The organism is Curtobacterium flaccumfaciens UCD-AKU (genome assembly GCF_000349565.1).
Taxonomy (GTDB): domain Bacteria; phylum Actinomycetota; class Actinomycetes; order Actinomycetales; family Microbacteriaceae; genus Curtobacterium; species Curtobacterium poinsettiae.
In genome coordinates this window covers 172,053-195,649 of the sequence record NZ_KB714628.1, presented here as the reverse complement: position 1 = coordinate 195,649, position 23,597 = coordinate 172,053, and the positions used below count along the sequence as shown (strand labels likewise).

The 23,597-nt window shown below is 69.4% G+C and carries 26 protein-coding genes and 1 tRNA gene; 15 read left to right on the top strand and 12 right to left on the bottom strand.

Features of this window, described 5'->3' with window-relative positions; translation table 11 throughout:
• The first annotated feature begins 10 nt into the window (after positions 1 to 10).
• The 8 genes from H489_RS30860 (at position 11) to H489_RS30830 (ending at position 6,868) form a co-directional block, all read left to right on the top strand.
• Positions 11 to 532: a PH domain-containing protein gene (locus H489_RS30860; protein ID WP_017887680.1), complete on the top strand. Its 522-nt coding sequence runs from the start codon at positions 11 to 13 to the stop codon at positions 530 to 532.
• A 9-nt stretch (positions 533 to 541) separates the two neighbouring features.
• Entirely contained in the window at positions 542 to 2,308 is a 1,767-nt protein-coding gene (locus H489_RS30855) for a PH domain-containing protein (protein WP_017887679.1), read from the top strand.
• Entirely contained in the window at positions 2,305 to 2,997 is a 693-nt protein-coding gene (locus tag H489_RS30850) for a Rossmann-like and DUF2520 domain-containing protein (protein ID WP_031260037.1), read from the top strand. Before H489_RS30855 ends, H489_RS30850 begins: the two co-directional genes overlap by 4 nt.
• Positions 2,998 to 3,257: 260 nt before the next feature.
• Positions 3,258 to 4,784, top strand: coding sequence for a lysine--tRNA ligase (lysS, locus tag H489_RS30845; RefSeq protein ID WP_017887677.1), 1,527 nt, complete (start codon positions 3,258 to 3,260; stop codon positions 4,782 to 4,784).
• Between the two features lie 29 nt (positions 4,785 to 4,813).
• On the top strand, positions 4,814 to 5,017 hold the full coding sequence (locus tag H489_RS30840; protein ID WP_017887676.1) for a hypothetical protein: 204 nt from the start codon (positions 4,814 to 4,816) through the stop codon (positions 5,015 to 5,017).
• Positions 5,018 to 5,075: 58 nt separating this feature from the next.
• Positions 5,076 to 5,258: a hypothetical protein gene (locus tag H489_RS30835; protein WP_139179570.1), complete on the top strand. Its 183-nt coding sequence runs from the start codon at positions 5,076 to 5,078 to the stop codon at positions 5,256 to 5,258.
• Between the two features lie 63 nt (positions 5,259 to 5,321).
• The gene (locus H489_RS38760; RefSeq protein ID WP_258320880.1) at positions 5,322 to 5,456 is read left to right on the top strand and encodes a hypothetical protein; all 135 of its coding nucleotides are present in this window, start codon (positions 5,322 to 5,324) and stop codon (positions 5,454 to 5,456) included.
• 353 nt (positions 5,457 to 5,809) lie between these two features.
• The gene (locus H489_RS30830; RefSeq protein WP_017887673.1) at positions 5,810 to 6,868 is read left to right on the top strand and encodes a sigma-70 family RNA polymerase sigma factor; all 1,059 of its coding nucleotides are present in this window, start codon (positions 5,810 to 5,812) and stop codon (positions 6,866 to 6,868) included.
• Positions 6,869 to 7,018: 150 nt separating this feature from the next.
• On the opposite strand, the gene H489_RS30825 is transcribed toward H489_RS30830, so the two are convergent.
• A complete protein-coding gene (locus tag H489_RS30825) occupies positions 7,019 to 7,951 on the bottom strand; it encodes an NAD(+)/NADH kinase (protein ID WP_017887672.1) in 933 nt (310 codons plus the stop codon).
• A 70-nt stretch (positions 7,952 to 8,021) separates the two neighbouring features.
• On the opposite strand from H489_RS30825, the gene H489_RS30820 reads away from it, so the two are divergent.
• A complete protein-coding gene (locus tag H489_RS30820) occupies positions 8,022 to 8,507 on the top strand; it encodes a Clp protease N-terminal domain-containing protein (RefSeq protein ID WP_017887671.1) in 486 nt (161 codons plus the stop codon).
• A 280-nt stretch (positions 8,508 to 8,787) separates the two neighbouring features.
• A complete protein-coding gene (locus H489_RS30815) occupies positions 8,788 to 11,307 on the top strand; it encodes an ATP-dependent Clp protease ATP-binding subunit (protein WP_040419836.1) in 2,520 nt (839 codons plus the stop codon).
• A gap of 293 nt (positions 11,308 to 11,600) precedes the next feature.
• On the opposite strand, the gene H489_RS30810 is transcribed toward H489_RS30815, so the two are convergent.
• From H489_RS30810 to H489_RS30790, 5 genes are all read right to left on the bottom strand, one after another.
• A complete protein-coding gene (locus H489_RS30810; RefSeq protein ID WP_017887669.1) occupies positions 11,601 to 12,623 on the bottom strand; it encodes a hypothetical protein in 1,023 nt (340 codons plus the stop codon).
• On the bottom strand, positions 12,620 to 13,570 hold the full coding sequence (locus H489_RS30805; protein ID WP_017887668.1) for a hypothetical protein: 951 nt from the start codon (positions 13,568 to 13,570) through the stop codon (positions 12,620 to 12,622). Before H489_RS30805 ends, H489_RS30810 begins: the two co-directional genes overlap by 4 nt.
• 4 nt (positions 13,571 to 13,574) lie before the next feature.
• A complete protein-coding gene (locus H489_RS30800; protein WP_017887667.1) occupies positions 13,575 to 14,030 on the bottom strand; it encodes a hypothetical protein in 456 nt (151 codons plus the stop codon).
• Positions 14,027 to 14,470, bottom strand: a complete 444-nt coding sequence (locus H489_RS30795; RefSeq protein ID WP_017887666.1) for a hypothetical protein — start codon at positions 14,468 to 14,470, stop codon at positions 14,027 to 14,029. The genes H489_RS30800 and H489_RS30795 overlap by 4 nt, the downstream gene beginning before the upstream one ends.
• Before the next feature lie 191 nt (positions 14,471 to 14,661).
• On the bottom strand, positions 14,662 to 15,114 hold the full coding sequence (locus H489_RS30790; protein ID WP_017887665.1) for an SRPBCC family protein: 453 nt from the start codon (positions 15,112 to 15,114) through the stop codon (positions 14,662 to 14,664).
• Positions 15,115 to 15,191: 77 nt separating this feature from the next.
• Here H489_RS30790 and H489_RS30785 point away from each other — a divergent pair, with 77 nt between their 5' ends.
• Together H489_RS30785 and H489_RS38310 are read left to right on the top strand one after the other, a co-directional pair.
• Positions 15,192 to 15,734, top strand: a complete 543-nt coding sequence (locus H489_RS30785) for an amino-acid N-acetyltransferase (RefSeq protein ID WP_017887664.1) — start codon at positions 15,192 to 15,194, stop codon at positions 15,732 to 15,734.
• 64 nt (positions 15,735 to 15,798) lie between these two features.
• Positions 15,799 to 16,500 carry a hypothetical protein gene (locus H489_RS38310; RefSeq protein WP_017887663.1) on the top strand — a complete coding sequence of 234 codons (702 nt, stop codon included), beginning with the start codon at positions 15,799 to 15,801 and terminating at the stop codon, positions 16,498 to 16,500.
• A 134-nt stretch (positions 16,501 to 16,634) separates the two neighbouring features.
• On the opposite strand, the gene H489_RS30775 is transcribed toward H489_RS38310, so the two are convergent.
• Entirely contained in the window at positions 16,635 to 16,844 is a 210-nt protein-coding gene (locus tag H489_RS30775; RefSeq protein WP_017887662.1) for a cold-shock protein, read from the bottom strand.
• Between the two features lie 280 nt (positions 16,845 to 17,124).
• On the opposite strand from H489_RS30775, the gene H489_RS30770 reads away from it, so the two are divergent.
• The gene (locus tag H489_RS30770) at positions 17,125 to 17,508 is read left to right on the top strand and encodes an SseB family protein (RefSeq protein ID WP_017887661.1); all 384 of its coding nucleotides are present in this window, start codon (positions 17,125 to 17,127) and stop codon (positions 17,506 to 17,508) included.
• 4 nt (positions 17,509 to 17,512) lie between these two features.
• Here the strand turns inward: H489_RS30770 and radA are convergent, their stop codons facing one another.
• Together radA and H489_RS0119455 are read right to left on the bottom strand one after the other, a co-directional pair.
• Positions 17,513 to 18,874, bottom strand: a complete 1,362-nt coding sequence (gene radA, locus H489_RS30765; protein WP_017887660.1) for a DNA repair protein RadA — start codon at positions 18,872 to 18,874, stop codon at positions 17,513 to 17,515.
• A 10-nt stretch (positions 18,875 to 18,884) separates the two neighbouring features.
• Positions 18,885 to 19,892, bottom strand: a complete 1,008-nt coding sequence (locus H489_RS0119455) for an SGNH/GDSL hydrolase family protein (RefSeq protein ID WP_017887659.1) — start codon at positions 19,890 to 19,892, stop codon at positions 18,885 to 18,887.
• Positions 19,893 to 20,035: 143 nt separating this feature from the next.
• Here H489_RS0119455 and H489_RS30760 point away from each other — a divergent pair.
• A tRNA-Ser gene (locus H489_RS30760) sits at positions 20,036 to 20,125 on the top strand.
• 456 nt (positions 20,126 to 20,581) lie between these two features.
• The gene (locus H489_RS37800) at positions 20,582 to 21,328 is read left to right on the top strand and encodes a DUF6338 family protein (RefSeq protein WP_139179568.1); all 747 of its coding nucleotides are present in this window, start codon (positions 20,582 to 20,584) and stop codon (positions 21,326 to 21,328) included.
• 296 nt (positions 21,329 to 21,624) lie between these two features.
• On the opposite strand, the gene H489_RS37795 is transcribed toward H489_RS37800, so the two are convergent.
• Genes H489_RS37795 through H489_RS36950 form a run of 3 tightly spaced genes read right to left on the bottom strand, consistent with a single transcriptional unit; the run spans position 21,625 to position 23,498 of the window.
• The gene (locus H489_RS37795; RefSeq protein WP_139179567.1) at positions 21,625 to 22,269 is read right to left on the bottom strand and encodes a hypothetical protein; all 645 of its coding nucleotides are present in this window, start codon (positions 22,267 to 22,269) and stop codon (positions 21,625 to 21,627) included.
• Between the two features lie 52 nt (positions 22,270 to 22,321).
• A complete protein-coding gene (locus tag H489_RS30745; protein ID WP_017887656.1) occupies positions 22,322 to 23,146 on the bottom strand; it encodes an ImmA/IrrE family metallo-endopeptidase in 825 nt (274 codons plus the stop codon).
• Positions 23,139 to 23,498: a helix-turn-helix transcriptional regulator gene (locus tag H489_RS36950; protein ID WP_031260028.1), complete on the bottom strand. Its 360-nt coding sequence runs from the start codon at positions 23,496 to 23,498 to the stop codon at positions 23,139 to 23,141. The genes H489_RS30745 and H489_RS36950 overlap by 8 nt, the downstream gene beginning before the upstream one ends.
• Positions 23,499 to 23,597: the final 99 nt, after the last annotated feature.

Sequence of the window (23,597 nt, the reverse complement as noted above, 5' to 3'; positions counted from 1 at the left end):
GAGGCCCGCGATGCCGCGTGAACGACTCGACGAGCCGGGCCTCGGCCTCGGTGGAATCGCCTGGCACCGGGTGTCCACGAAGCTCGTGTGGACCGAACTCATCGCCACGCTCGTGATCGGTGTCGTGCTCACCGCGGGCCTCGTGCTCATCGGCGTCGTCAACGACGGGTTCGGTTCCGGGGCCGGCACCGTCTGGCTCTCCGTCGGCATCGCGGTCGCGGTCACCACGGCGATCACCGCCGCGCTCACGCCCCGACGGGTCCGGGCCATCGGCTACGCGCTCCGCGACGACGACCTGGTCGTGCGCCGCGGGCTGATGTGGCAGCGCTTCACGGCCGTGCCCTACGGCCGGATGCAGCTCGTCGACGTCGCCCGGGGCCCGCTCGACCGGGCGCTCGGCATGAGCGAGCTGAAGTTCGTCACCGCCGCCGCCGCGACCAACGTGCGGATCCCCGGTGTGCCGGCAGCGGACGCCGACGAGCTGCGCGACCGCCTCGTCGAGCTCGCCGAGTCCCGTCGCGCCGGACTGTAGGGGCCGTTCGTGACCTTCCGACCCGGCACCCCGCCGCCCGCTCCGCCCGCGCCGCCCACCGGGGGCAACGCGGCCGCCGCGGCACCCCTGACCGACGGCGAGTGGCACCGCCTGCACCCGCTCACCCCGCTGCTCAAGGGCGGGATCTTCCTCATCGTCGTCCTCGGCTACGTGCTGAACAGCCTGCGGGACCAGCTCGTCGAGTTCTTCATCCCCGGCGACCAGCAGGAGGACGGTGACCCGGTCCGGTACGTGTACGAGCACGGCGTCGTCGGCTGGGTCCTGCTCGGCATCGTGGTGCTGCTCCTGGTGCTGATCGGGCTGTTCTACCTGTCCTGGCGCATGCACGAGTTCCGCGTCACCGGCGAGATCGTCGAGGTGCGCTCCGGCGTGCTGTTCCGGAACCACCGCAAGGCCCGGCTCGACCGGATCCAGGGCATCAACATCCAGCGGCCGCTCGTGCCCCGGGTGTTCGGTACCGCCAAGCTCGAGATCGCGCAGGCCGGCAACGACGCCAACGTGCAGCTCGCCTACCTCGGGGTCCGCGCCGCCGACGACCTGCGGCAGCGGATCCTGGTTCTGGCGTCCGGCGCCAAGGACGACGACGGCCACGGTGGTCCGTCGCGGCAGTCGCACGGCGCACTGCAGGACCGCGTCGACGAGATGTTCTCGCCCGAGCTCGACCCGGCGGCCGTGCACGCCACCCGCATCGTCAAGGTGCGCCCGGGGCGGCTGATCGTGTCGATGCTGCTGTCCGGCACGACGCTGTTCCTGCTGCTCGTCATCGCCGGCATGATCGTCAGCGTCGCCCTCACCGGCGAGTTCGCGGTGCTGTTCGGGCTGTTCCCCGCCGTCCTCGGTGCCGGCGGGTACTACGTCCGCAAGTTCTCCCGCTCGTTGCAGTACACGATCGCCGAGACGCGTGACGGCATCCGGATCGGCTTCGGGCTGGTCTCGACGTCGAACGAGACGCTGCCGCCCGGGCGCATCCACGCCGTGAGCGTCGCGCAGCCGCTGCTGTGGCGCCCGTTCGGCTGGTGGGACATCCGCATCAACCGCGCGACGAGCGCCGGCAACGGGGCGTCCAGCAACCAGCAGGTGTCCTCGATCGTGCTGCCCGTGGGCACGACGGCGGACGTCCGCGAGGTCCTCGACATCATCCTGCCGGGGCTCGTCGGCACCGTCGTCGCCGGCCCCGAGGCCTCGCCGGAAGCCCTGCGCGAGGGCGCGGCCGAAGCCGTGGACGTCGTCGACGACAGCCTCACCACCTCGGGTGACCGCGGCGGCTTCGTGCACTCCCCACGGCGAGGCGCGTGGCTCCGCCCGTTCGCGTTCCGGCGCAACGGCTACCGGTTCGTGCAGGGCGCGGTGCTGCTGCGGCTCGGCGCCGTCTGGCGGTCGCTCGTCATCGTGCCGCTGCCCCGCGTGCAGAGCGTCAAGGTTGAGCAGGGACCGCTCGAGCGTGCCCTGCGGGTCGCGACCGTCCACGTCCACACCGTCGCCGGTCCGGTCTCGGCACGCATCGGCGCGCTCGACGCGCGTGACGCGCAGCGCTTCTGGTCCGAGACCACCCAGCGCGCCGTCGATGCCGCCGCCGTCGACACGACCCACCGCTGGCGCGAACGGGAGGCCCGCCCCGCGTCCGCCACACACGCTGCGGACGCACCGTGGCCCGGGTCCGGAGCCCCTGCCGGGCCCGCCGCGGCCCACCGGCAGGACGCCGCGCCTCCCGGCCCGGGGTGGGGCGACGTCCCGCCCACCGGAGCCGCACGATGAGGGCCGGGCGTCTCGGGGTCGGCATCGTCGGCGCCGGACGGGTCGGACCCGTCCTCGGAGCAGCCCTGGCGAACGCGGAGCACGCCGTCGTCGGCGTGACCGCCGTGTCGGAAGAGGGCCGCGACCGTGCCGAGGCGATGCTGCCCGGCGCCCCGGTGCTCGCGACGCCCGACCTGGTCGAGCGCAGCGAACTCGTCCTGCTCGCGGTGCCGGACGACCAGCTCGCCTCGCTCGTGCAGGGGTTGGCCGACGCCGGCATCTGGCAGCCCGGGCAGCTCGTCGTGCACACCAGCCCGGACCACGGCGTCGGCATCCTCGCCCCGGCGATGGCGGCCGGCGCGATCCCGCTCGCGATCCACCCCGCGATGGCGTTCACGGGCACCAGCGTCGACCTGTCACGGCTCCGTGACGCGTACTGCGCGGTGACCGCTCCGGCACCCGTGCTGCCGATCGCGCAGGCCCTGGTGGTCGAGATGGGCGCCGAGCCGTTCGTCGTGGCGGAGGGCGACCGGCCCGCGTACGCCGATGCGGTGCGGGCGGCCGTGAGCTTCTCGACGGCGATCGTCGACCAGTCCGCAGGCACCCTGTCCGGCATCGGTGTCGAACACCCGGGTCGCGTCCTCGGGGCGCTCGTCCGCTCCGCCGTCGACAACGCGCTGACCGCGGCCGACGGGCAGTCGACGCTCTAGCGGTTCCGTGACCGGGGCAGGGCGGGGCGGGCCGGGGCGGGGCGCTCGAGAGGTCATGACTCCCCGCTCAGTTCCCCCGAGTGGTCACGACCTGTCGGCTGCGAGCGCTCCGGCCGACAGATCGTGACCGGCGGGCGTGATGCATGCGGGGTGTTGTGACCGCGGCCTCGGCTCCTGGTCCGGCGGGCACGGTTCCGGGGCGGGAGCGTGGCGCGGGTAGCATTTCCCCCGACCCCCACGACCATCGGAGCCGCACCCGCATGACCGACGAGACCGTCACCCCCGACACCGCGATCACCGACGCCGCCGCACTGGCCGAGCAGGAGACCAGCGAGCAGCGACAGGTCCGGCTCGACAAGCGGGCGAAGCTGCTGGAGTCGGGCATCGAGGCGTACCCCGCCGAGCTCCCCCTCACCACGACGATCCCGGCCGTGCGCGAGCAGTACGCGCACCTGGAGACCGGCGAGGAGACCCAGGACGTCGTCGGCATCGCCGGCCGTGTCGTGTTCTCGCGCAACACCGGCAAGCTCTGCTTCGCGTCGCTGCAGTCCGGCGACGGCGCACGCATCCAGGCGATGGTCTCCCTGGCCGAGGTGGGGGACGACTCCCTCGCCCGCTGGAAGGAGTTCGTCGACCTCGGTGACCACGTGTTCGTGCACGGCCGCGTGATCTCCTCGCGCCGCGGCGAACTGTCGATCATGGTCGACGACTGGGCGATCGCGGCGAAGGCGATCCTGCCGCTGCCGAACCTGCACAACGAGCTCAACGAGGAGACGCGGGTCCGCCAGCGCTACCTCGACCTCATCGTCCGTGACGAAGCCCGCGCCACCGTGCGTGCTCGAGCTGCCGTGATGGCGTCGCTCCGCCAGACCTTCACCGCCCACGAGTACCTCGAGGTCGAGACCCCGATGCTGCAGACCCAGCACGGCGGCGCCTCGGCCCGACCGTTCGTGACGCACTCGAACGCCTTCGACACCGAGCTGTTCCTGCGCATCGCCCCCGAGCTGTTCCTGAAGCGGGCCGTCGTCGGCGGCATCGACCGGGTGTTCGAGATCAACCGCAACTTCCGGAACGAGGGTGCCGACTCGTCGCACTCGCCCGAGTTCGCGATGGTCGAGGCGTACCAGGCGTACGGCAACTACGAGCAGATGGCCGACCTGACCCAGGAGCTCGTGCAGAACGCGACCCGCGCCGTCACCGGTGGTGCGCTCGAGGTCACCCTGCCCGACGGCAGCACCTACGACCTGGGTGGCGAGTGGCCCCGCGTCGACATGTACGGCTCGCTGTCCGAGGCCGCCGGGCGCGAGATCAACCCGGAGACCCCGCTGTCCGAGCTGCAGGCGCTCGCCGAGGCCGAGGGCGTCGAGGTCGCCCACGCCACGCACGGCAAGTACGTCGAGGAGCTCTGGGAGCACTTCGTCATCGACTCGCTCGACCGTCCGACCTTCGTGATGAACTTCCCGGTCGACACCTCGCCGCTCACCCGGCAGCACCGCACCCGTCCGGGCGTCGTCGAGAAGTGGGACCTGTACGTCCGTGGCTTCGAGCTCGGCACGGCGTACTCCGAGCTCGTCGACCCGGTCGTGCAGCGGGAGCGCTTCGTCGAGCAGGCGAAGCTCGCGGCCGGCGGCGACCTCGAGGCGATGCGTGTGGACGAGGACTTCCTGCGGGCGCTCGAGCACGCGATGCCCCCGTCGGGCGGCATGGGCATGGGGATCGACCGCCTGCTCATGGCCATCACGGGCCTCGGCATCCGCGAGACGATCCTGTTCCCACTGGTCAAATAACTCCGAGTCCACCGGGGTACGATGCTCGGGTGCCTGATGGAGTCGTAAGCGGGATCGTCTTCGCCCTGACGCCGACCATCGTCGTCGGCCTGATCTTCTGGTTCGTGATGCGCGCGATCATGCGTGCCGACCGGACCGAGCGCGCTGCGTACGCCAAGGTCGAGGCCGAAGAGCGCGCCCGCTTCGAGCGCGAGCACGGTCGTCCCGCGCCGGCTCCGACCCCCGGCGAGTAGCCGCCCGCGCACGATCCACTTCACCCCGTGTTCACCGCGCGGTGTGATCCTGTCGCGCATGCCGACCTCCCCCGATCCCGTCGACGACCTCGACGACCTCGACGTGGAGGACGCCTTCGGCCACCGGGTGTCGGGCACATCCGGCGCGCCGAACGGCACGGACGGACCCGGCGGAGCCACCGGCGTCGCCGACGGTGGAGCCCTCGACGACGAGGGCGACGTCGACGACCTCGACGTCTGAGCGCCGACGGACCGTCACACACCGTTCACCTCGCCGACGCGTGCCGGGGTGAGCATCGTCCGCATGGCAACCACCGCACATCCCTTCACGGGCCGCAGCCTCGTCGGGGACATCGAGAGCGAGTACGACGAGTTCGACCGAGACGCCGACCTCGAGGTGTCCAAGCGCCGGGACGGGTGGCTCGAACCCTCCTGGTGACCCCCACCCATCCCTTGTTCGGGGTACGACGACCAGATCGCACTGATCGGGTCGCACGTACCCCTTTTGCATGTCCGGAGTACGCAGTCGCTCGGGGTACACGGTTGGAAACGCTGGTGAAACACGTCTGCAACGCCGGAAACACGGCAGTTCCGGCTTGATCCGGGGCCTGATGGGGGACCAGACTGGCGGTGTGCTGTACCCCGCTGGGGATGCTGCCGAGGGTGAAGCACGGAGATCCCTGAGAATCGCTCCGAACGATTTGTGGGGTACACCTCCGGGCCGCTTTACTCATCAGCACCCCCCGGTACCACCCCACGAAGCCATCACCGTCGAACGCAGGGAGAAACACCATGACGATCGCAACGGCTGCACCCAGCACCACCCGCCGCACCGCCACCAAGAAGGCATCGGCATCGAAGACCGCGACCGCCGAGTCCGCCACCACCTCCCTCGACACCGAGGTCGAGGCCGACGAGCAGCTCGCCGGTGTCCGCGGTGCCTCGGTCGACCAGGTCGGCGACTACCTCCGTCACATCGGCCGTCTCTCGCTCCTCACCGCCGAGGAAGAAGCGCAGATCGCCCGCCGCATCGAGGTCGGGCTCTTCGCCGAAGAGAAGCTCGCCACCGAGAAGGGTCTGGCGAAGACCCTGCAGCGTGAACTCCGCTGGCTCGTCCGCGACGGTGAGCGCGCCAAGGAGCGCATGATCACCTCGAACCTCCGCCTCGTCGTGAGCATCGCCAAGCGGTACTCGCAGCGCGGCCTGCCCTTCATGGACGTCATCCAGGAAGGCAACCTCGGCCTGGTCCGTGCGGTCGAGAAGTTCGACTTCACGCAGGGCTACAAGTTCTCGACCTACGCCACCTGGTGGATCCGCCAGGCGATCTCGCGTGGTCTCGCCGACAAGGCGCGCACGATCCGCATCCCGGTGCACACCGTCGAGCTCATCAACAAGATCTCGCGCACCGAGCGTGACCTGACCGTCGACCTCGGCCGCGCGCCGATGCCGGAAGAGGTCGCGGCCGAGCTGAGCATGAGCGTCGAGGAGCTCGTCGACCTCAAGGGCCGCTCGCACGAGCCGGTCTCGATCCACACGGTCGTCGGCGACTCGGACGACAGCGAACTCGGTGACTTCATCGAGGACGAGGACGCCGCCAGCCCGAACGAGCTCACCGAGACGACGCTGCTGCACCGCGACATCCGCTCCATCGTCTCCGAGCTGCCGAGCGACGAGGCCAACGTCATCCGCATGCGCTACGGCCTGGACGACGACAAGCCGATGACGCTCGACGAGATCTCGAAGATCGTGCACACGACCCGCCAGGCCGTCAGCCGGGTGGAGTCGCGCGCCAAGCTGCGCCTGTTCGCCAAGGCGGTCTCGCAGGACATGCAGCTGTACCTGACCGACTAGGTCAGTGGACTTCGGCCGGCACGCTCACCCGTGTCGGCGCGGGGAAACCGGGTCGTTCTGTGGGAAGACGATCCGGTGGGGTGATGGGACGGCCCGCTCGAGCACTGCTCGAGCGGGCCATTCACGTGCCCGGGGCACCCGCCCGCGGTGTCAGTCGTCGATCTCGCGCCGGAGCTTCTGCCGCAGGTCGCTCGGGATGAGCTCGACCAGCTGGTCGGGCCGCACCGGCAGGTCGAGCAGGCTGAGTTTCACGCGGCCGGTGCGCCCGTGCCGCTCGGCATCGAGGCGCACCACGCTGCCGGCGTCCTTGCGGAGTCGCATGTCGATCTGCGCCCCGGTCGCGACCTCGCCGACCACGAGCCCGTCGACCTCGAGCGCTGCGCTCCTGGTGCCCTCGGCGATGTCGAAGCGGTAGCGCTCGCGCGCGGAGAGCACCACGGAGCGGTCGATCCCCGCCATCGGCGCGACCGGGGTCACCACGGAGCCGGAGAGTGCGGGGGAGAGCACCGGGCCGCCGGCGGCGTAGTTGTACGCGGTGGAGCCCGCCGGAGTGGCGGCCACGATGGCGTCGGCGCGGTAGTACCCGTACCCGAGGCCGCCGACGCTCAGGTCGGCCGAGACCTGCCCGGAGCCGGGCCGCCGCACGATGGTCAGGTCGTTGAACGCCAGGTAGTCGGTGCGAGCGCCGCCCCAGGACAGCCGGGCCTCGAGCGCGTGGTGCGGCTCGAGCTGGTACTCGCCGGCGGACAACCGGTCGAGCGCGCTCTCGAGTTCGGGCGGTTCGATCTCGACCAGGAACCCGACGTTGCCGTAGTTCACGCCGAGGACGGGCACGGGGCGGCTCGCCACGAGCCGCATCGCGCCGAGCATGGTGCCGTCGCCGCCGAGCGCCACGACCAGGTCGACGCGGTCGGTGAAGTCGTCGTCGTCGACCACCTCGACCCCGCCACCGATGCGCTGGGCGTCCGCGCGGCGGGCGAGCAGTTCGCCCTGGCCGGACGCGTTCCAGCGCTGCAGGGTCGTGACGGACTCCTGCACGTTCTTGGTCGGGTGGACGACGAGGCCGACGACGGGCTGCTCCATGAGCGGATCGTACCGAGCGGACCTCCGATGCGGGCTGGTCGATCGAACAGGTATGCGATATTCTGAATACATGCAGACCGCTCAGCTCTCCGTCGCCCTCCCTTCCGTCCGGCACGGCCGCGAGATCGTGCTGCTCGCCGACCTCGAATCCCACGAGTCCGGCTTCGGGTTCGTCGACGCCGAGCACCTGCTCCTCGCGGCCGTCACCCTGTGTGCCGGCATGCCCCGCTTCCGGCCGGTCCTCGACGCCCACCGGGTCTCGCCCGACGCCGTCCGGGCGAGCATCCGCGCGTTCGTCGGGGCGCACACCACCTGCCCCGGCGAGCACGACCGGGTCGCCTGCACGCCCGCCGCGATGCGCGTGCTCGCCCGAGCCGCGACGATCGCCGGTCGATCGGAACGCATCCGGCCGCCGCACGTCGTGCTCGCCGCCGTCGACGACCCGCTCGCCGGATCGGCGCACGACGTCCTCGACGCCCTCGACGCCCTCGACGCCCTCGGCGTCGACCCGCGTCGCTTCCGACGCGACCTGCGTCGCGCGGTGCGGCGCGCCTGACCCAGCGCGGCCACAGCGCACACGGGAGGCCCGTGGCGGGATCGCCACGGGCCTCCCGTCTGTACGGCGGACCCGCCGCTGGCGCGTCGGTTCGGTACCGGCGGCGGGGCCCGGTCCGTCTCCTCGTTCGCTCACTGCGCACAAGACGCACGTCGGTCACGCCCACGGCGAACAGGGGCAGCCCGCGGGGGGAGCGCTGGTTACTCTCGAAGTACTTGGCCGGACTCACACGAGACCGGCACAGCGTCGGCTCCGCTCATCAGGGGCCAAGGGAGAGCACATGTTCGAGAGATTCACCGACCGGGCCCGTCGTGTTGTCGTCCTCGCTCAAGAAGAAGCGAAGATGCTCAACCACAACTACATCGGCACCGAGCACATCCTCCTCGGCCTCATCCACGAGGGCGAGGGCGTCGCTGCCAAGGCGCTGGAGTCGCTGGGCATCTCGCTCGACGCCGTGCGCGAGCAGGTCCAGGACATCATCGGGCAGGGCCAGCAGCAGCCGACCGGGCACATCCCGTTCACGCCGCGCGCCAAGAAGGTGCTCGAGCTGTCCCTGCGCGAGGCGCTGCAGCTCGGCCACAACTACATCGGCACGGAGCACATCCTGCTCGGCCTGATCCGCGAGGGCGAGGGTGTCGCAGCCCAGGTCCTCGTGAAGCTCGGCGCCGACCTGAACCGGGTGCGCCAGCAGGTCATCCAGCTCCTGTCCGGCTACCAGGGCAAGGAAGCGGTCGCCGTCGGCGGCGAGCAGCAGCAGAACGCGCAGCAGGGTTCGCAGGTCCTCGACCAGTTCGGTCGGAACCTCACCCAGGCCGCGCGTGACGGCAAGCTCGACCCCGTCATCGGGCGCGAGAAGGAGATGGAGCGGGTCATGCAGATCCTCTCCCGCCGCTCCAAGAACAACCCCGTCCTGATCGGTGAGCCCGGCGTCGGCAAGACCGCTGTCGTCGAGGGCCTCGCCCAGGCGATCGTCAAGGGCGACGTGCCCGAGACGCTGAAGGACAAGCAGCTCTACTCGCTCGACCTCGGGTCGCTCATCGCCGGGTCCCGCTACCGCGGTGACTTCGAGGAGCGTCTGAAGAAGGTCACGAAGGAGATCCGCACCCGCGGCGACATCATCGTCTTCATCGACGAGATCCACACGCTCGTCGGTGCCGGTGCAGCCGAGGGCGCGATCGACGCCGCGTCGATCCTCAAGCCGCTGCTGGCCCGCGGTGAGCTCCAGACCATCGGCGCCACCACGCTCGACGAGTACCGCAAGCACTTCGAGAAGGACGCCGCACTCGAGCGTCGCTTCCAGCCGGTGCAGGTCAACGAGCCGTCGCTGCCCCACGCGATCAACATCCTCAAGGGTCTGCGCGACAAGTACGAGGCGTTCCACAAGGTGTCCATCACCGACGGTGCGATCGTCGCCGCGGCGAACCTGGCGGACCGCTACGTGCAGGACCGCTTCCTGCCCGACAAGGCCATCGACCTGATCGACGAGGCCGGCGCCCGCCTGCGTCTGTCGATCCTGTCGGCGCCGCCGGAGCTCCGCGAGTTCGACGAGAAGATCTCGACGGTCCGCGGGTCGAAGGAAGCCGCCATCGAGGAGCAGGACTTCGAGAAGGCCGCGAGCCTGCGCGACGAGGAGAAGAAGCTCCTCGGCGAGCGTCTCCGCCTCGAGAAGCAGTGGCGTGCCGGTGACGTGGCCGCGTCCGGCACCGTCGACGAGGGCATCATCGCCGAGGTCCTGGCGCAGGCCACGGGCATCCCGGTGTTCAAGCTCACCGAAGAGGAGACCTCGCGTCTCGTCTTCATGGAGAAGGCACTGCACGAGCGCGTCATCGGTCAGGAAGAGGCCATCTCGGCCCTGTCCAAGACCATCCGCCGCACCCGTGCCGGCCTGAAGGACCCGAACCGTCCCTCCGGCTCGTTCATCTTCGCCGGCCCCACGGGCGTCGGGAAGACCGAGCTGGCCAAGGCACTCGCCGAGTTCCTGTTCGACGACGAGGGTGCGCTGATCTCCCTCGACATGTCGGAGTTCGGTGAGAAGCACACCGTGTCCCGCCTGTTCGGTGCCCCTCCCGGGTTCGTCGGGTTCGAAGAGGGCGGCCAGCTCACCGAGAAGGTGCGCCGCAAGCCGTTCTCCGTGGTCCTGTTCGACGAGATCGAGAAGGCCCACCCGGACATCTTCAACTCGCTGCTGCAGGTGCTCGAGGAAGGCCGTCTCACCGACGGTCAGGGCCGCGTGGTCGACTTCAAGAACACCGTCATCATCATGACCACGAACCTCGGTTCGCAGGGCATCGCCGGTGGCCCGGTGGGCTTCCAGGTCGAGGGTGACTCGGCCGTCGGCTACGACCGCATGCGCGGCAAGGTCAACGAGGAGCTCAAGAAGCACTTCAAGCCCGAGTTCCTGAACCGTGTCGACGACACGATCGTGTTCCCGCAGCTGTCGCAGCCCGAGCTGCTGCAGATCGTGGACCTGTTCGTGAAGCGTCTGGCCGACCGCCTGCTCGACCGCGACATGACCGTCGAGCTCACGCTGCCGGCCAAGGAGCAGCTCATCAAGGTCGGGTTTGACCCGTCCCTCGGTGCTCGGCCCCTGCGTCGCGCGATGCAGCACGAGGTCGAGGACCAGCTGTCCGAGCACATCCTGCAGGGTGAGCTCAACGCCGGTGACCACGTGAAGGTCGACTTCGTCGACGGTGCGTTCCACTTCGAGACCGGGCGTCAGCCGGGCCGCGAAGAGGTCCTCGCCGGTGCAGCCGCGGTCGAGGCCGCGACCGACGCGCCCCAGGGCGAGATCGAGTCCTAGGACCTGACACTCCACGAACAGGAGGCTCGGTGCCAGCTGGCACCGGGCCTCCTGTCCGTTCTCGGGTCGCGTCCAGATCTCCACCCGCCGATCTGCGCGTCGTGCGCCCATCGGCCCCCGTCCGGGGGTACTGTTGTGGCAACGCGCGAGACGTTCCCCCCAACTCCTCGCGCGTCGCGCTCGACCGGTTCCCCCCAACGGGTCGAGACGCAGCCGGCCCCGGTCTGTTCGCAGACCGGGGCCGTTGCACGTTTCAGGGGCGGTGCCGGTCGACCGGGCGGGCGTCCGCCGCGTCAGGCGGCGTCGGGCAGCTGTGCGGCGAAGTCGCGGACGGCGCGCTCCCAGCGCTCCGGGTCCTCGTTCCACTCCAGCGTGTGCGGAGCCGTGCGGAAGGCGAGGGTGGTGACGCCCGACCGTGCAGCCACCGTGACGACGTCGTCGGCGGCGACCAGGGCGTCCGCCTCGGAGTGGATGAGCAGCGTCGGCGTCGCGGAGTCCTGCCAGGTCGTCGTCGTGACGGGCGTCGAGGCCCCGGCGAGACGGGACAGCACGTTCGTGGTCGCGATGCGGCCGGCGACGGTCCCGACGAAGGCGGGCAGGCGTGCACCACGGACGGCGCCGCGGAGTGCCGAGGCGACGTCGAGCAGCGGGGAGACGGCGACGATCCCGTCGACGTCCACCCGGCCGGCGGCGACGGAGCAGGCGAGGGCTCCGGCGGACCAGCCCTGCAGGACGACGCGCCGGGCACCGCGGGCACGGGCGGCGCGGACGGCGGCGACGATGCGCTCGGCGGCCCCGGCATCGAGGGAGCGGAGCGGCAGGTCGGTGGTGTCGATGACCTCGGACGAGGCGCCGAGCGAACGCCAGACCCCGACGCCCCGCAGCACCTGGCGCGGGCCGAGGGACTGTCCGTGCACGTGGACCACGTGGGTCGTGGGGGCCTCGGGCTCGGTGCCGGGCACGTCGTCCGGTCCGTCGTACCGCATGGCGTCCCAGGCCCACTCGCCGGTCGGCACGGGGCCGGTCGCACTGCGTCGGACGGTGTCGCCGTCGCCGCTGGCCCCGTCCTCGGCGCTCGCGGTGGTGATCGCGCCGACCTGCACCCGGGTACCGTCCCGCTGCAGGTCGTAGGTGCCCGGCAGGCGGGTGTCGCGGGTGGCGGTGAGCTCGACCTCGGTGTCCGTGGCACTGCGGACCGTGGCGGTCGCCGTGTAGGGCGTGGGGAACAGCAGCCGCCGTGCGACGAAGGCGCTGAGGCCGAGCGTGCCGACCGCCCCCGCTGCGGTGCCGAGTGCCGTGATGCGTGCGCCGGTCATGTGATCTCCCTGAGTCGTGCCGTGGTGAGCGTCGCAGCGGCCGGCACTGCCTGCCCGGCCTCGCGCGCGCGGTCTTCGATCTCGACGGAGAGCCGGTGCTGCCGGCTCCGCCACTGGCGACGCTGCCACACGATCGTGAAGTAGAGCCCGGTGTTGCCCGAAGCCGTCTCGAGCCGACGGAGTTCCGGCTCGAGGGCGCGGAACCGGAGTCGGGCGGCCCGCCAGTCGCGGAACTCCCGAGCGGCGTCGGGCAGCACACCGCCGGCCGCACCGATGGCGAGCAGGACCATCGAGCCGAGGAACACCGGCGTGTAGAGCTTCGACAGCACCCCCACCGCGCCGTCGGCGCCGGCGACGTGCACGGCGTCCAGGGCGATCGCGATGCCGGCGAGCAGCACCAGCCCGGCGGCGCCGACGACGAAGAGCCAGTACAGGCGGCCGAGTCCGTCCCCGCTCCGGAACCCGCGCAGCACGGCGACGGCGGACCGGGCGATGACGATGGCGATGTAGGTCATCTCGACGGCGGAGTACAGCGCGGTCGGCAGCTGGTCGCCGTAGACCACCATGAACTGTGCCGTCGGGGTCGGTGCGTCGATGCGACTGAACAGCACGACGAGGGCGACGAGCACGAGCACGCAGCCGATGATGCGGCTGGCGCACAGGAGCTTGGCGGAGCGCGCCGCTGCCTCGACCGACTGCGCGAGGGCGAACATGCCGCACACCATCAGGCAGCGGCCGATCAGGTCGGCGATGTTCGGCACGTTCGTCACGCCGGCGAGGAACGTGGTGACGTCGGGCTGATTGATCGTGAGCCCCACCGCGACACAGCTGCAGCAGACCATCAGCCAGGTGACGCTGGCCGACTGGGTGCGCACGAGGAACAGCCGGACGACCAGGACCGCCAGGATGAGCCAGACCGGGATCGATCCCCAGACGTGCAGTGTCATCGCATCACCGGAAGATCCCGGGGTGACCCTCGGGGTCGAGCAGCCCGATCCGCAGCGCGAGCTGGTCGGCGACGAGTTCGACGGCCTGCTCGTGCGGGGTGTCCAGCGAACGGGTGAACGCCGTTCGGCCGGTGAGCAGCCCCGTGTACGCCTGGTGGTCGCAGCCGGTGTCGTCCATGAACACGTGGGCGAGCTCGTGCAGCACGCAGGCGACCCGGGAGCGCTCGGACAGCCCGGGGCGGGTCTCGAGCAGGGCGTGGTCGGTGCGCTGGATGAGCCGCGCGGACAGGTCGCCCGGCAGCGCGGTGGTGCGCACGTGGATGGGCTTGCCGAGCGCCGCCTCGGCCCGCGCGGTCAGTTCCGGCAGGGTCAGCCGGCGGGGGAGCCCGAGACGCTGCACGCGACGACGGGCTTCGGTCTGCCGGCGCAGGGCGCCGAACCGGTCGCGGTACCCGCTCACGGGGTGCCGCCCGACTCGTCGAGCCGACGCAGGTGGTCGGTGAAGTCGCGGATCTCGTCCGCCGAGGCGAACTCACCCAGACGCCGGGTGGCGAACGCCACGACCTCGCGCTTGCGCAGTTCGAGCACGAGTTCGAGCTGCGCCTGCACCCGCTCGGGCACGTCCGTGTTGCCGGCGGCGTCGGTCAGGTACTCCGCCGGGACGCCGAAGTAGGCCGCCAGGGCCGCCAGGAGTCGCTGGTCACGGACGGCCGGACCGTTGCCGCCGAGCATGTAGCCCCAGCGCGGTCGGCTCATCGACGCACCCTGCGCCTCGATCTCGGCGGCGATCTCCTTGTACGGGGGTCGCTGACCCGAGTTGGCCTCGACGACGTCCATCAGGAGCTGCAGTTTGCGCGACAGTTCCCGACGGTGTGCGTCGTCGTCGTTGTACTCGATCACGTGTCCCCACTCTCACATCTGTCTCAGACATGATAAAACTGATCCAGCGCGTCAGCCGGTGTCACCACTCTGCCAGGCTCGCGCTCGCTCGTCAGGTCGGCATTTCGATGGGGGGATGCCGAACGGGGGACGACGAACGGGAGGCGCGGTGCCAGCTNNNNCCGCGCCTCCCGTCCGTCGTGTGGTGCGGACTACGCCTGCACGTCGCCGCGCCAGCCCGGCTGGGTCGGCGCGTTCTCGACGCGCTCCTTGTAGTTCTGCAGGTCCTTCTTGACGGCGTGGCCGCCGACGCCCACGGCGGAGCCGAGCTTCTCGAGGAAGCCGGACGGCTCCCAGTCGATCTGCACGGTGACGCGCGTCTCGTCGTCCGAGAGCTTGTGGAAGGTGACGACACCGGCGTGGTCGGTGTCGCCGTCCTTCACGGTCCACGCGACACGCTCGTCGGGGTGCTGCTCGGTGATCACGGCACGGAACTCGCGCTCCTGGCCGGCGACCTTCACGGTCCAGTCGGTGGTCTTGTCGTCCACCTGGACGATCTTCTCGACCTCGTCGAGGAAGTGCGGGAACTCCTCGAAGCGGGTCCACTGGTCGTAGGCCGGGCGGACGGGGACGTTGACGTCGACGGTTTCGATGATCTGAGGCATGTACCGGACGGTAGGCTGATCGACCTGGGCGGCACTCAGCAGCGCTGTCCCCCTGCGACACCAGTAGTGTGGGGCGGATGACAGAGCACGGGAAGCACGCGTTCCACGAGCGCGACGACCACGGGATCCTCGTGCGTCCGGCGCTCGCCTCGGACGTCCCGCACATCCAGCGACTCATCGCCCCCTACGTCGACCGGCGCATCCTGCTCGGCAAGGAGAACGTCGCCCTGTACGGCTCGATCCAGCAGTTCCGGATCGCCGAGGGTCCCGACGGCACCCCCATCGGGTGCGGCGCGCTCGCCGTCTTCTGGGAGGACATCGCCGAGGTCCGCACCCTGGCCCTCGACGAGCAGTGGATCCACAAGCGCGTCGGGCACCGGATGCTCGAGGCGCTCGAACACGACGCCCGCGAACTCGGCGTCGCCCGGATCTTCTGCCTGACCTTCGAGGTCGACTTCTTCACGAAGCACGGGTACCTGGAGATCGGCGAGAGCGTCGTCCCGCCGGAGGTCTACGCCGAACTGGTCCGCTCGTCGGACGAAGGGGTTGCGGAGTTCCTCGACCTCGCCCGGGTCAAGCCGAACACCCTCGGCAACACCCGCATGCTGAAGAACCTCTGACGCTTTCTCGTGCCGCCCGGCGGGGTGGCCGTGCGTGGCCCGCGCCGTTGTCTACCCTGTGCGCATGTCGTCGTTGCGTCACCCCGTCGGACCCGAGAAGCCGGTCGTCTACTGGCGTCGCCGGGCGCTCGTGCTCGGGGCGCTGCTGGTCGTCGTCCTGGTCGTGGTGCTCATCGTCGTCGGGCGGGGGAACGGGGCCACGCCGGCGGCGCCGAGCGCGTCGGCCTCTGCCGGCGCCGGGTCTGGTGCCGGTGCGTCGTCTGCCGGGTCTGCCGGTTCCGGTTCCGGTTCTGGGTCCTCGCGGTCTGCGGCGCCGAAGCCGTCCGCCTCGGCTGCTGCGACGAAGCCCGCTGCTGCCGACGGCTCGACCTGCACGAAGGACCAGATCGTCCTGACCCCGGTGCTCGACAAGTCGGCGTACGGCCCCACCGAGGACCCGAAGATCGCGATGTCGATCAAGAACTCCGGCACGAACTCCTGCCACCTGGACCTCGGTTCGGCGCAGCAGGTGCTGACGATCAGCTCGGGCCAGGAGCAGTACTGGTCGTCGAAGGACTGCCAGACCGGCGGCACGAACCAGGACGTCACGATCAAGTCCGGGCAGACGCTCACGACCCCCGCGATCGCGTGGGACCGCACCCGCTCGTCCACGTCGACGTGCGACTCGTCACGGCCGGCCGTCACCGCCGGGGGAGCGAGCTACCACCTGCAGGTCGCCGTCGGGAACCTCGAGTCGAAGAGCTCGGTGCAGTTCATCCTGCAGTAGGCGGCGGGTTCGCGGTTCGCGGTTCGCGGTTCGCGGTCCGTTCCCTTCCGGCTGCGCCGTGCCGATCAGGGGCGCCGGGAACAGCAACAGGCCCCGTCGTCCGAAGACGACGGGGCCTGTTCAAGCTGATGTGATCAGCCGAGGACGGTGATGTTCTCCGCCTGCGGGCCCTTGCGGCCCTCGGTGATGTCGAACTCCACCTTCTGGTTCTCCTCGAGCGACTTGTAGCCGTTGCCAGCAATCGCAGAGAAGTGCGCGAAGACGTCAGCGCTGCCGTCGTCCGGGGCGATGAAGCCGAAGCCCTTTTCGTTATTGAACCACTTGACGGTACCGGTAGATGCCATGATGGCGTTTCCTTAGCTTTCTTGCTTCCGCCAAGGTGCAGATGCACCGACGGAGACCCCGACGTACGTCGACGGGGGTAATGCGCCACGCGGGCAGGTGCCGGCGGGACGGGTTCGGGGTCAGGCCTGTCGGCCAGTGACCCTGGGGCCCGGGTTGAGGGGCAAACCACCTCGCCCGGACGTTGAGCGCCGCCGAAGCGGTTCCATCAGGCTAGCGTGCTCTGGGCCGACTGGCTACCCGTGCGTCCCGGAACGTCGAAAATCTGGTGGAATTGAGCTGATGGCAGACAAGGAACAGCGCTTCCGCAGCGAACAGCTCGAGGAAGCCCTCGCGAAGCAGGACGTCGCCGCGGTGGCGTTCGCGCTCCGCCACGACATCGTGATCGTCCCCCGGCTCGTCACCGGCAAGAAGGACATGCAGGTGCGGGTGTTCGGCCGTGAGGGGTCGGACAAGCGCATCCTGCTGCTGTTCTCGTCGGCGGACGCCTACACGGCGATGGTGCCGGACGAGAAGATCCGGCAGGTGATGGTCTACGACGGGCCGCGGCTGGAGGAGTTCCTGGCCGCCCACCTCGACATGCTCGAGGGCGTGTTCTTCGACATCGCCGGCCCGCACACCATGCAGGCCGCACCGGCGGACCTGCTGGCCGCTTTGCGCGCGTAGCGCCTCAGAACGCGCGGTCGAGCTCGCGTTCCCGCGGGGACTGCGTCATCGAGAAGGCCACCCGCAGGGCCTCGCGCAGGTGCCCGGAGTCCGAGCCGAGCACCGTGGTGAACCCGAGGCGGGTGGCCTCGTTCACGCGCTGCTTCGTGCCCGTGGCCGGACGGATCTCGCCGGCGAGGCTGATCTCGCCCACGGCTGCGAGCGTGTGCGGGTACGGACGGTCTCGTGCGGCGCTCGCGAGGGCCAGCGCGATCGCCAGGTCGGCGCCGGGCTCGGTGAGCTTCATGCCGCCCACCGTGGACACGTAGACATCGGCGTCGGACAGCTTCAGGCCGGCGCGTCGTTCGAGGACCGCGAGCAGCATCGCCACGCGCGAGGCATCGACACCGTTCACGACCCGGCGTGGCTGCGGCGCGGAACTCGGGACGATGAGGGCCTGCACCTCGACCGGCAGTGCTCGACGCCCTTCGAGTGCGACGGTGACGCAGGTGCCGGACACCGGGGTGGTGTTCTTCGACATGAACAGGCCGCTGGGGTCGGGGACCTCGTGGATGCCGTCGCCGCCCATGTCGAAGCACCCGACCTCGTCGGTGGGGCCGAAGCGGTTCTTGAGCGCCCGGACGAAGCGCAGGGCGGTCTGCCGGTCGCCCTCGAAGTGGCAGACGACGTCGACCAGGTGCTCGAGCAGCCGCGGGCCGGCGATCGTGCCGTCCTTCGTGACGTGGCCGACGATGAGGACGGGCAGGGCGCGGTCCTTCGCGATGCGGATCAGGGTCGAGGCGACCTCGCGCACCTGGGACGTGCCACCCGCGATGCCGTCGATCGAGCTCGACGAGATGGTCTGCACGGAGTCGGCGATGAGCAGGTCGGGCTGCACCTGGTCGATCTGGCCGATGATGACGCCGAGGTCCACTTCGCTCGCCAGGTACAGGTCGTCGTGCATCGCCCCGGTGCGTTCGGCACGGAGCCGGACCTGGTCGACGGACTCTTCGGCGCTGACGTAGAGGACGCGCTTGCCCGAGGCCGCGGCTCGCGAGGCCACCTCGAGCAGCAGGGTCGACTTCCCGACACCCGGCTCGCCGCTCAGCAGGACGGCCGCACCCGGCACCACGCCGCCGCCGAGGACGCGGTCGAACTCGCCGATGCCGGTCTGCCAACGCTGCACCGAGGTGCCGCGGGCTTCGGTGATCGGTCGTGCGGCCCGGGCGCCGGTGACGGCGACCGCGGACGTGCCCCGGGTGCTCGCCGACGCCGCAGAGCTGTCTTCGACGGTGCCCCAGGTCTGGCACTCACCGCACCGGCCGACCCACTTGATGCTGGTCCAGCCGCACTCGGTGCAACGGTAGAGGGACTGCGGGCGCGCCATGTCGTCGAGGCTAGGCCGTACGGCCGACATCACCGGCGCGGTCGCCCGGCTCGTCCGGTCCGCCGTGTCCGCCCGACTCGTCGCCGTCGTCGGGGACCGCGATGGACCCCGTCATCCGGTGGCGCAGGCGCTCGACCGGTCCCGGAGCCTGCCGTGAGGCGTGGTCGAGCGCTTCGGCGCCGTCGGTGTCCTGCTCGGCGCGGGCGTTCGCGACCGCGCCGGCTTCGCGACCGAGGTTCTCGGCCTCGCGCACGGACAGGTAGTGCCGGATCGCCGCCACGGTGTCGACCCTGGCGTCGACCGCCGGCTCGAACGCGCTCGCCCAGACCTCGTACCCGCGGTCGTTCGGGTGGAACAGGTCGCCGTAGCTGTTGAAGAAGGTGCGGCGGACACCGACGCGCTTCGTGATGGTGTGCAGCGGCGCCACCGTCAGCCCGAACTCGTCGGCCACCCGGTGCACGATCTCGTTCGCCACCGCCACCTTGCGCTCCCGGTCCGGCACGAACATGCACGGCAACTCGGCCACCACGGCATGCGAGGGCACCGCGCCGTAGATCGCCCGGATGTTCCGCTCGAACTTGTCCGGGTCGAAGTCGGCGATGTCGTTCGCCCCGATCGACACCGTGCAGACGTCGGGCGCGTAGTGCCGCAGCTTCGGCAGCTGATCACGCTTTGCGCCCCACGTGGTCGAACCGGAGACGCTGAGGTTCACCACCCGCACGGACATGTGCGAGCGGTGCCGGATGCGCCGGGTCAGGAGCCCCACGTAGCCGCGGCCGGGGGCGGTTGCGCCGACGCCCTGCGCTGCCGAGTCACCGATCGCAACGTAGAGCAGCTGCCCCTCGTGCTGCTGTCGTTCCCGCCACCAGTCGGCGTGGATCGGGAGCATGTCGACGACCCGTTGCGCCGCCGCCCGTTGGCCCTTCACGCCGGCGCGGGCACCGACGGCTGCGGCGCCGACGACGCCGAGGCTGCCGACGACGGAGGTGAGGAGTGCGATGAGCGTGCGGGTTCTCATGCCGTGGACGGTACGCCCGCCGGTCTTGCCGGAGACGAGGGGGACCTGTGGGTGGGGGGAGAGCCCTGCAGGTGACCGCCTGTGGAGGGCGATCCGACCCGGGGTGTCATCACGGGCCTCCCGGATCGTGTAAAGTCTTTCCCGGTACCGTGTCCGAGCGGCCGAAGGATCATGTCTCGAAAACATGTGTGGGGGCAACTCCACCGTGGGTTCAAATCCCACCGGTACCGCCACAGGGCGATTCACGGAACTAGATGAAGAGATTCACGGAACTCGTGAAGCCCGCAACGAAGGCCCCCGGGGATTCCCCGGGGGCCTTCGTTGGCAGTGTCAGCATTCGACGGCGCCTGTGCGCGCCCAACGTTCCAACCTGTCGTCGCCGTGCCACGAACGCAACGCGATCAGATGACCGTGACTGGGTGGTCCGGAGTTTGCCATCTCGGCCACCTACTGACAGGGGGCAGGCCCTTGAACCTGTCGCTGAAGGCCCTCGGGATTCCCAGAGGGCTTTCGTGAGTGTTGCCCCGCCGGTCATGCTCATGTCGATGCGGCGACGCCGGGAGGTCACGGATGTTGGGACTGCAGCAACTCCGTAACCGTCGCAGCTGAACTGCGGACGGGTTCGGCGCCGTTGGGCTTCCCAGTAGTCTGGTGGTTCGGCGTCATGTCGTCGGGGGAGGGGGTCCGTAATGCCTTTGCCGACTTCCGCGTTCGGTGTTGCAGTCATCGTCGTGATGCTCATACCGGGGCTGGTGTACGGCCTGGTTCGTCGCGGCCTGCGAGGCTTTCAGTACGACGACCTGACTCTTGATGCGCGTATCGCGCAAGCCCTTGTCATTAGCGTTTCACTCGACGCCGTCTACCTTGTTGCCGTCGGTACCTGGCTCACCTCAGTGGTGACGATCTCGGGTTCCGAGGTTGTCATCGGAGCGCCAATTCCGGTTGGACTTGCTGTTCTCGTTGGGGCGATCTGTGTGCCCGCTTTCCTAGCCGCGCTTCGCTACAGCCCGTTGCGGCTTCAACGAAACGAAGCGTTCCGCGAGGGTGCGGGCGCGCAAGTAGGGCGCGTGACCCGACGTCTGCAACAGATCAGACGGCGGATGCCTGTACGGCTCCACCGAATGGTGTACTACGACTCCGTTCCAACGGCGTGGGACTGGGCAGCGACGAATCCGTCGCAGCGGCTCGTCCGTGTGCGGCTCACGGACGGGCGCTTCGTCGGCGGGTTCTTCGGTCCGGGGTCGTACGTAAGCACCTATCCGGAGCCCCGAGACCTCTACCTGAGTCACCAGTACGAGATGAAGGATGACGGTTCGTTCGCTGGTCCGCTGCCTGGTACGGCAGGATTGTGGTTGAGGATCAGCGACGAGCACATCGTTGAGTTTCTGGAACCTTCTTACACAGCAACTGAACTGCAGGAGAAGCAAGATGGCTGAAAACGACGGCTCGAATTCGCTTACCCATGGCGCTGGTGCGACAGGGCACTTCGGTGCGCGAACGGGGCGGGTGTCTGAGGGGGCGCGGGGTGCGGCCGCGCCGCAGGCGCGTGTCGTGCTTCCGACTGGTCCGACCGCGCCGTCGGGTATCTCGCCGGCACCGGTTGCTCGGCCGGTGAACAACGCACCGAAGGAGTAGCTGGGGCGAGCGTCTCCGAGAAGAACTTCGGACTGTCGCGCCTGCAGTGATCACATCGACGGGTCAGCCGACGTGTTGCACCCGTTGCAACGGCACGTCACCCGGTGGTTTCGGTGTGCGGTCCGGGTCGTGCAGCGCGACGGGCGGCGCCTTCTTCGTAGATGGCTGGGTCGCGCAGTTTGCGTTGAAGGTCTGGGTTGTCCAGGCGCGGTAGGCCGTGGTCGATCGTCGGCTGCCTGCTTCCGTCCTCGGGACGCATTCGAAGGTACATGGCGCGCATGATGCCCCAGTTCTCGATGAATCCGAGGCGAGCTCCCTGACGGAGGATCGAAGGGGTGTCGGTGTAGTTGACACCATTTCGATGAGCGAGCGCTTGCGCAGGCTTGTCGTCGATGAACGCAATGATCTGTTCGCCGCGTCCTGCTCGTGTCCGGGCGTGTGCGATGACCATCCGTTCGCCCTGGTCTTTCGCTCGAGCCTGACGTTGTTCCCAGGGCACGCCGGTGAGTCGGGCGACGTTCCGGTCGAGGTCCGGATCGATGCCTGATCGGGAGTCGAGCCGTTCAATGTGGCCGGAACGTAGCGCCCAGTTCAACGGACGGTCCACTCGACGGAACCGCGCGTCTTCGCTCTCCTTGTCCAGGATCTCCTGGATGACGTCTTCCGGCATCTGGAGTTGCACGCTCAGGGACCCGAGCACGTTGATGAGCAGGTCCGCTTGACCTGTTGCGAAGAAGTTCAAGCTGGCGCCTGTGTCCAGGATGGAGGCGTTGAACGGTTTCGGGGTTGCTGCGTCAGTCAAGACTGTCGAGGTCGAACGGGCTGGGCGTGACGTCACGGCGGAGCACGCCGGCGGCTTGGAGGTCGGCTCGGAGGAGTTCCGGAGTGGTTGTGCCGTCCACGTGCGCCAGCGTTTCGATGCTGAGGAGATCGTCTACGTATGCCTCCGTGGCGTTGTCGAGCATTCGCCGCGCTGGACGCTGAGTGGATGATTCGACGACGCGGGCAGAACGCTCCGCAGACCAGCCGTACCGTCGAGCGAGATAGCTCGCTTCGGTGGGCCACCAACTGTCCGCGGTGTCCTCGTCGATCCATGAGGTGAGAAGCAGCTGGAGAACAGCGACCTGGACCGACACTTCGAAGAAGGCAACAAGGTTCGACAAGTCCCGTTCGGTGACCGATCCCGCGCGCACGGTCGTCGTTTGGAAGAACTCCGGAATCCCGGCTTCGGGGAGGAGCAGGTTTCGGGCGAACGCGTGTGCTCGGGCCTCAGGGTCCCTGTCGTCGCTCGAGGCTGTGTGATCGGTGAACTCCCCGAACACTTTGTGACCAAGTTCGTGGGCGATGGAGAACCGTTGACGCTCGGGGTTGTGTGACGTGGCAACGGCGATGAGTGTTGCCTTCGCGACGTCGTCGACGAGCATCAGGCCGTCAACGAACGCGGGGAGTTCGACGATGGTCACATCAGCGTTCACCGTCGTCTCCACGAGGTCGGACACATCCTTGATGGGCGCGACTCCGAGCTGATGTTCCGTGCGGAAGGCTTCAGCGGCGGTGCGGCCGGCCGCCTCGGTGGCGTCCTCCCGTCGGAGGGAGGTTGGCCTTTCCCACTCAAGCATGGTGGATGCCCACCCCGATGTAACGGAGGTGCGCGTTCACCTCCATGACGAATCGAAGTCGCTCCTGTGCCGCTTCGAGCTGGGTGCGGTCTTCTTCGCTGAGGTTCCGCTTGTTCAGGCGCGCAGCGTGGTGGAGCCGCTCCCGCACCGGGTTCGCATCGGTCAGGGACTCGAGTGTGACGCCAAGTGCGATGGCGATTGCGGACAGCTGTCCGAGCGTTGGTTCTTTCTCACCGCTCTCGATGCGAGACCACGTCGCCTGTGAGATGTCGGCACGGCCGGCAGCTGCGCGCTGGTTCCATCCGAGTGCGGCGCGATGTTGTTCGATCCTTTTGGCGACGTTGACGGTCATCAGTTCCTCCTTGTGAATCAGATTCTAACTCTATGATTCACCTCTGACAACGGAGTAACTCGCCGCACGTCGCGGCTCCACAGAGGCGCATCGCGGCGC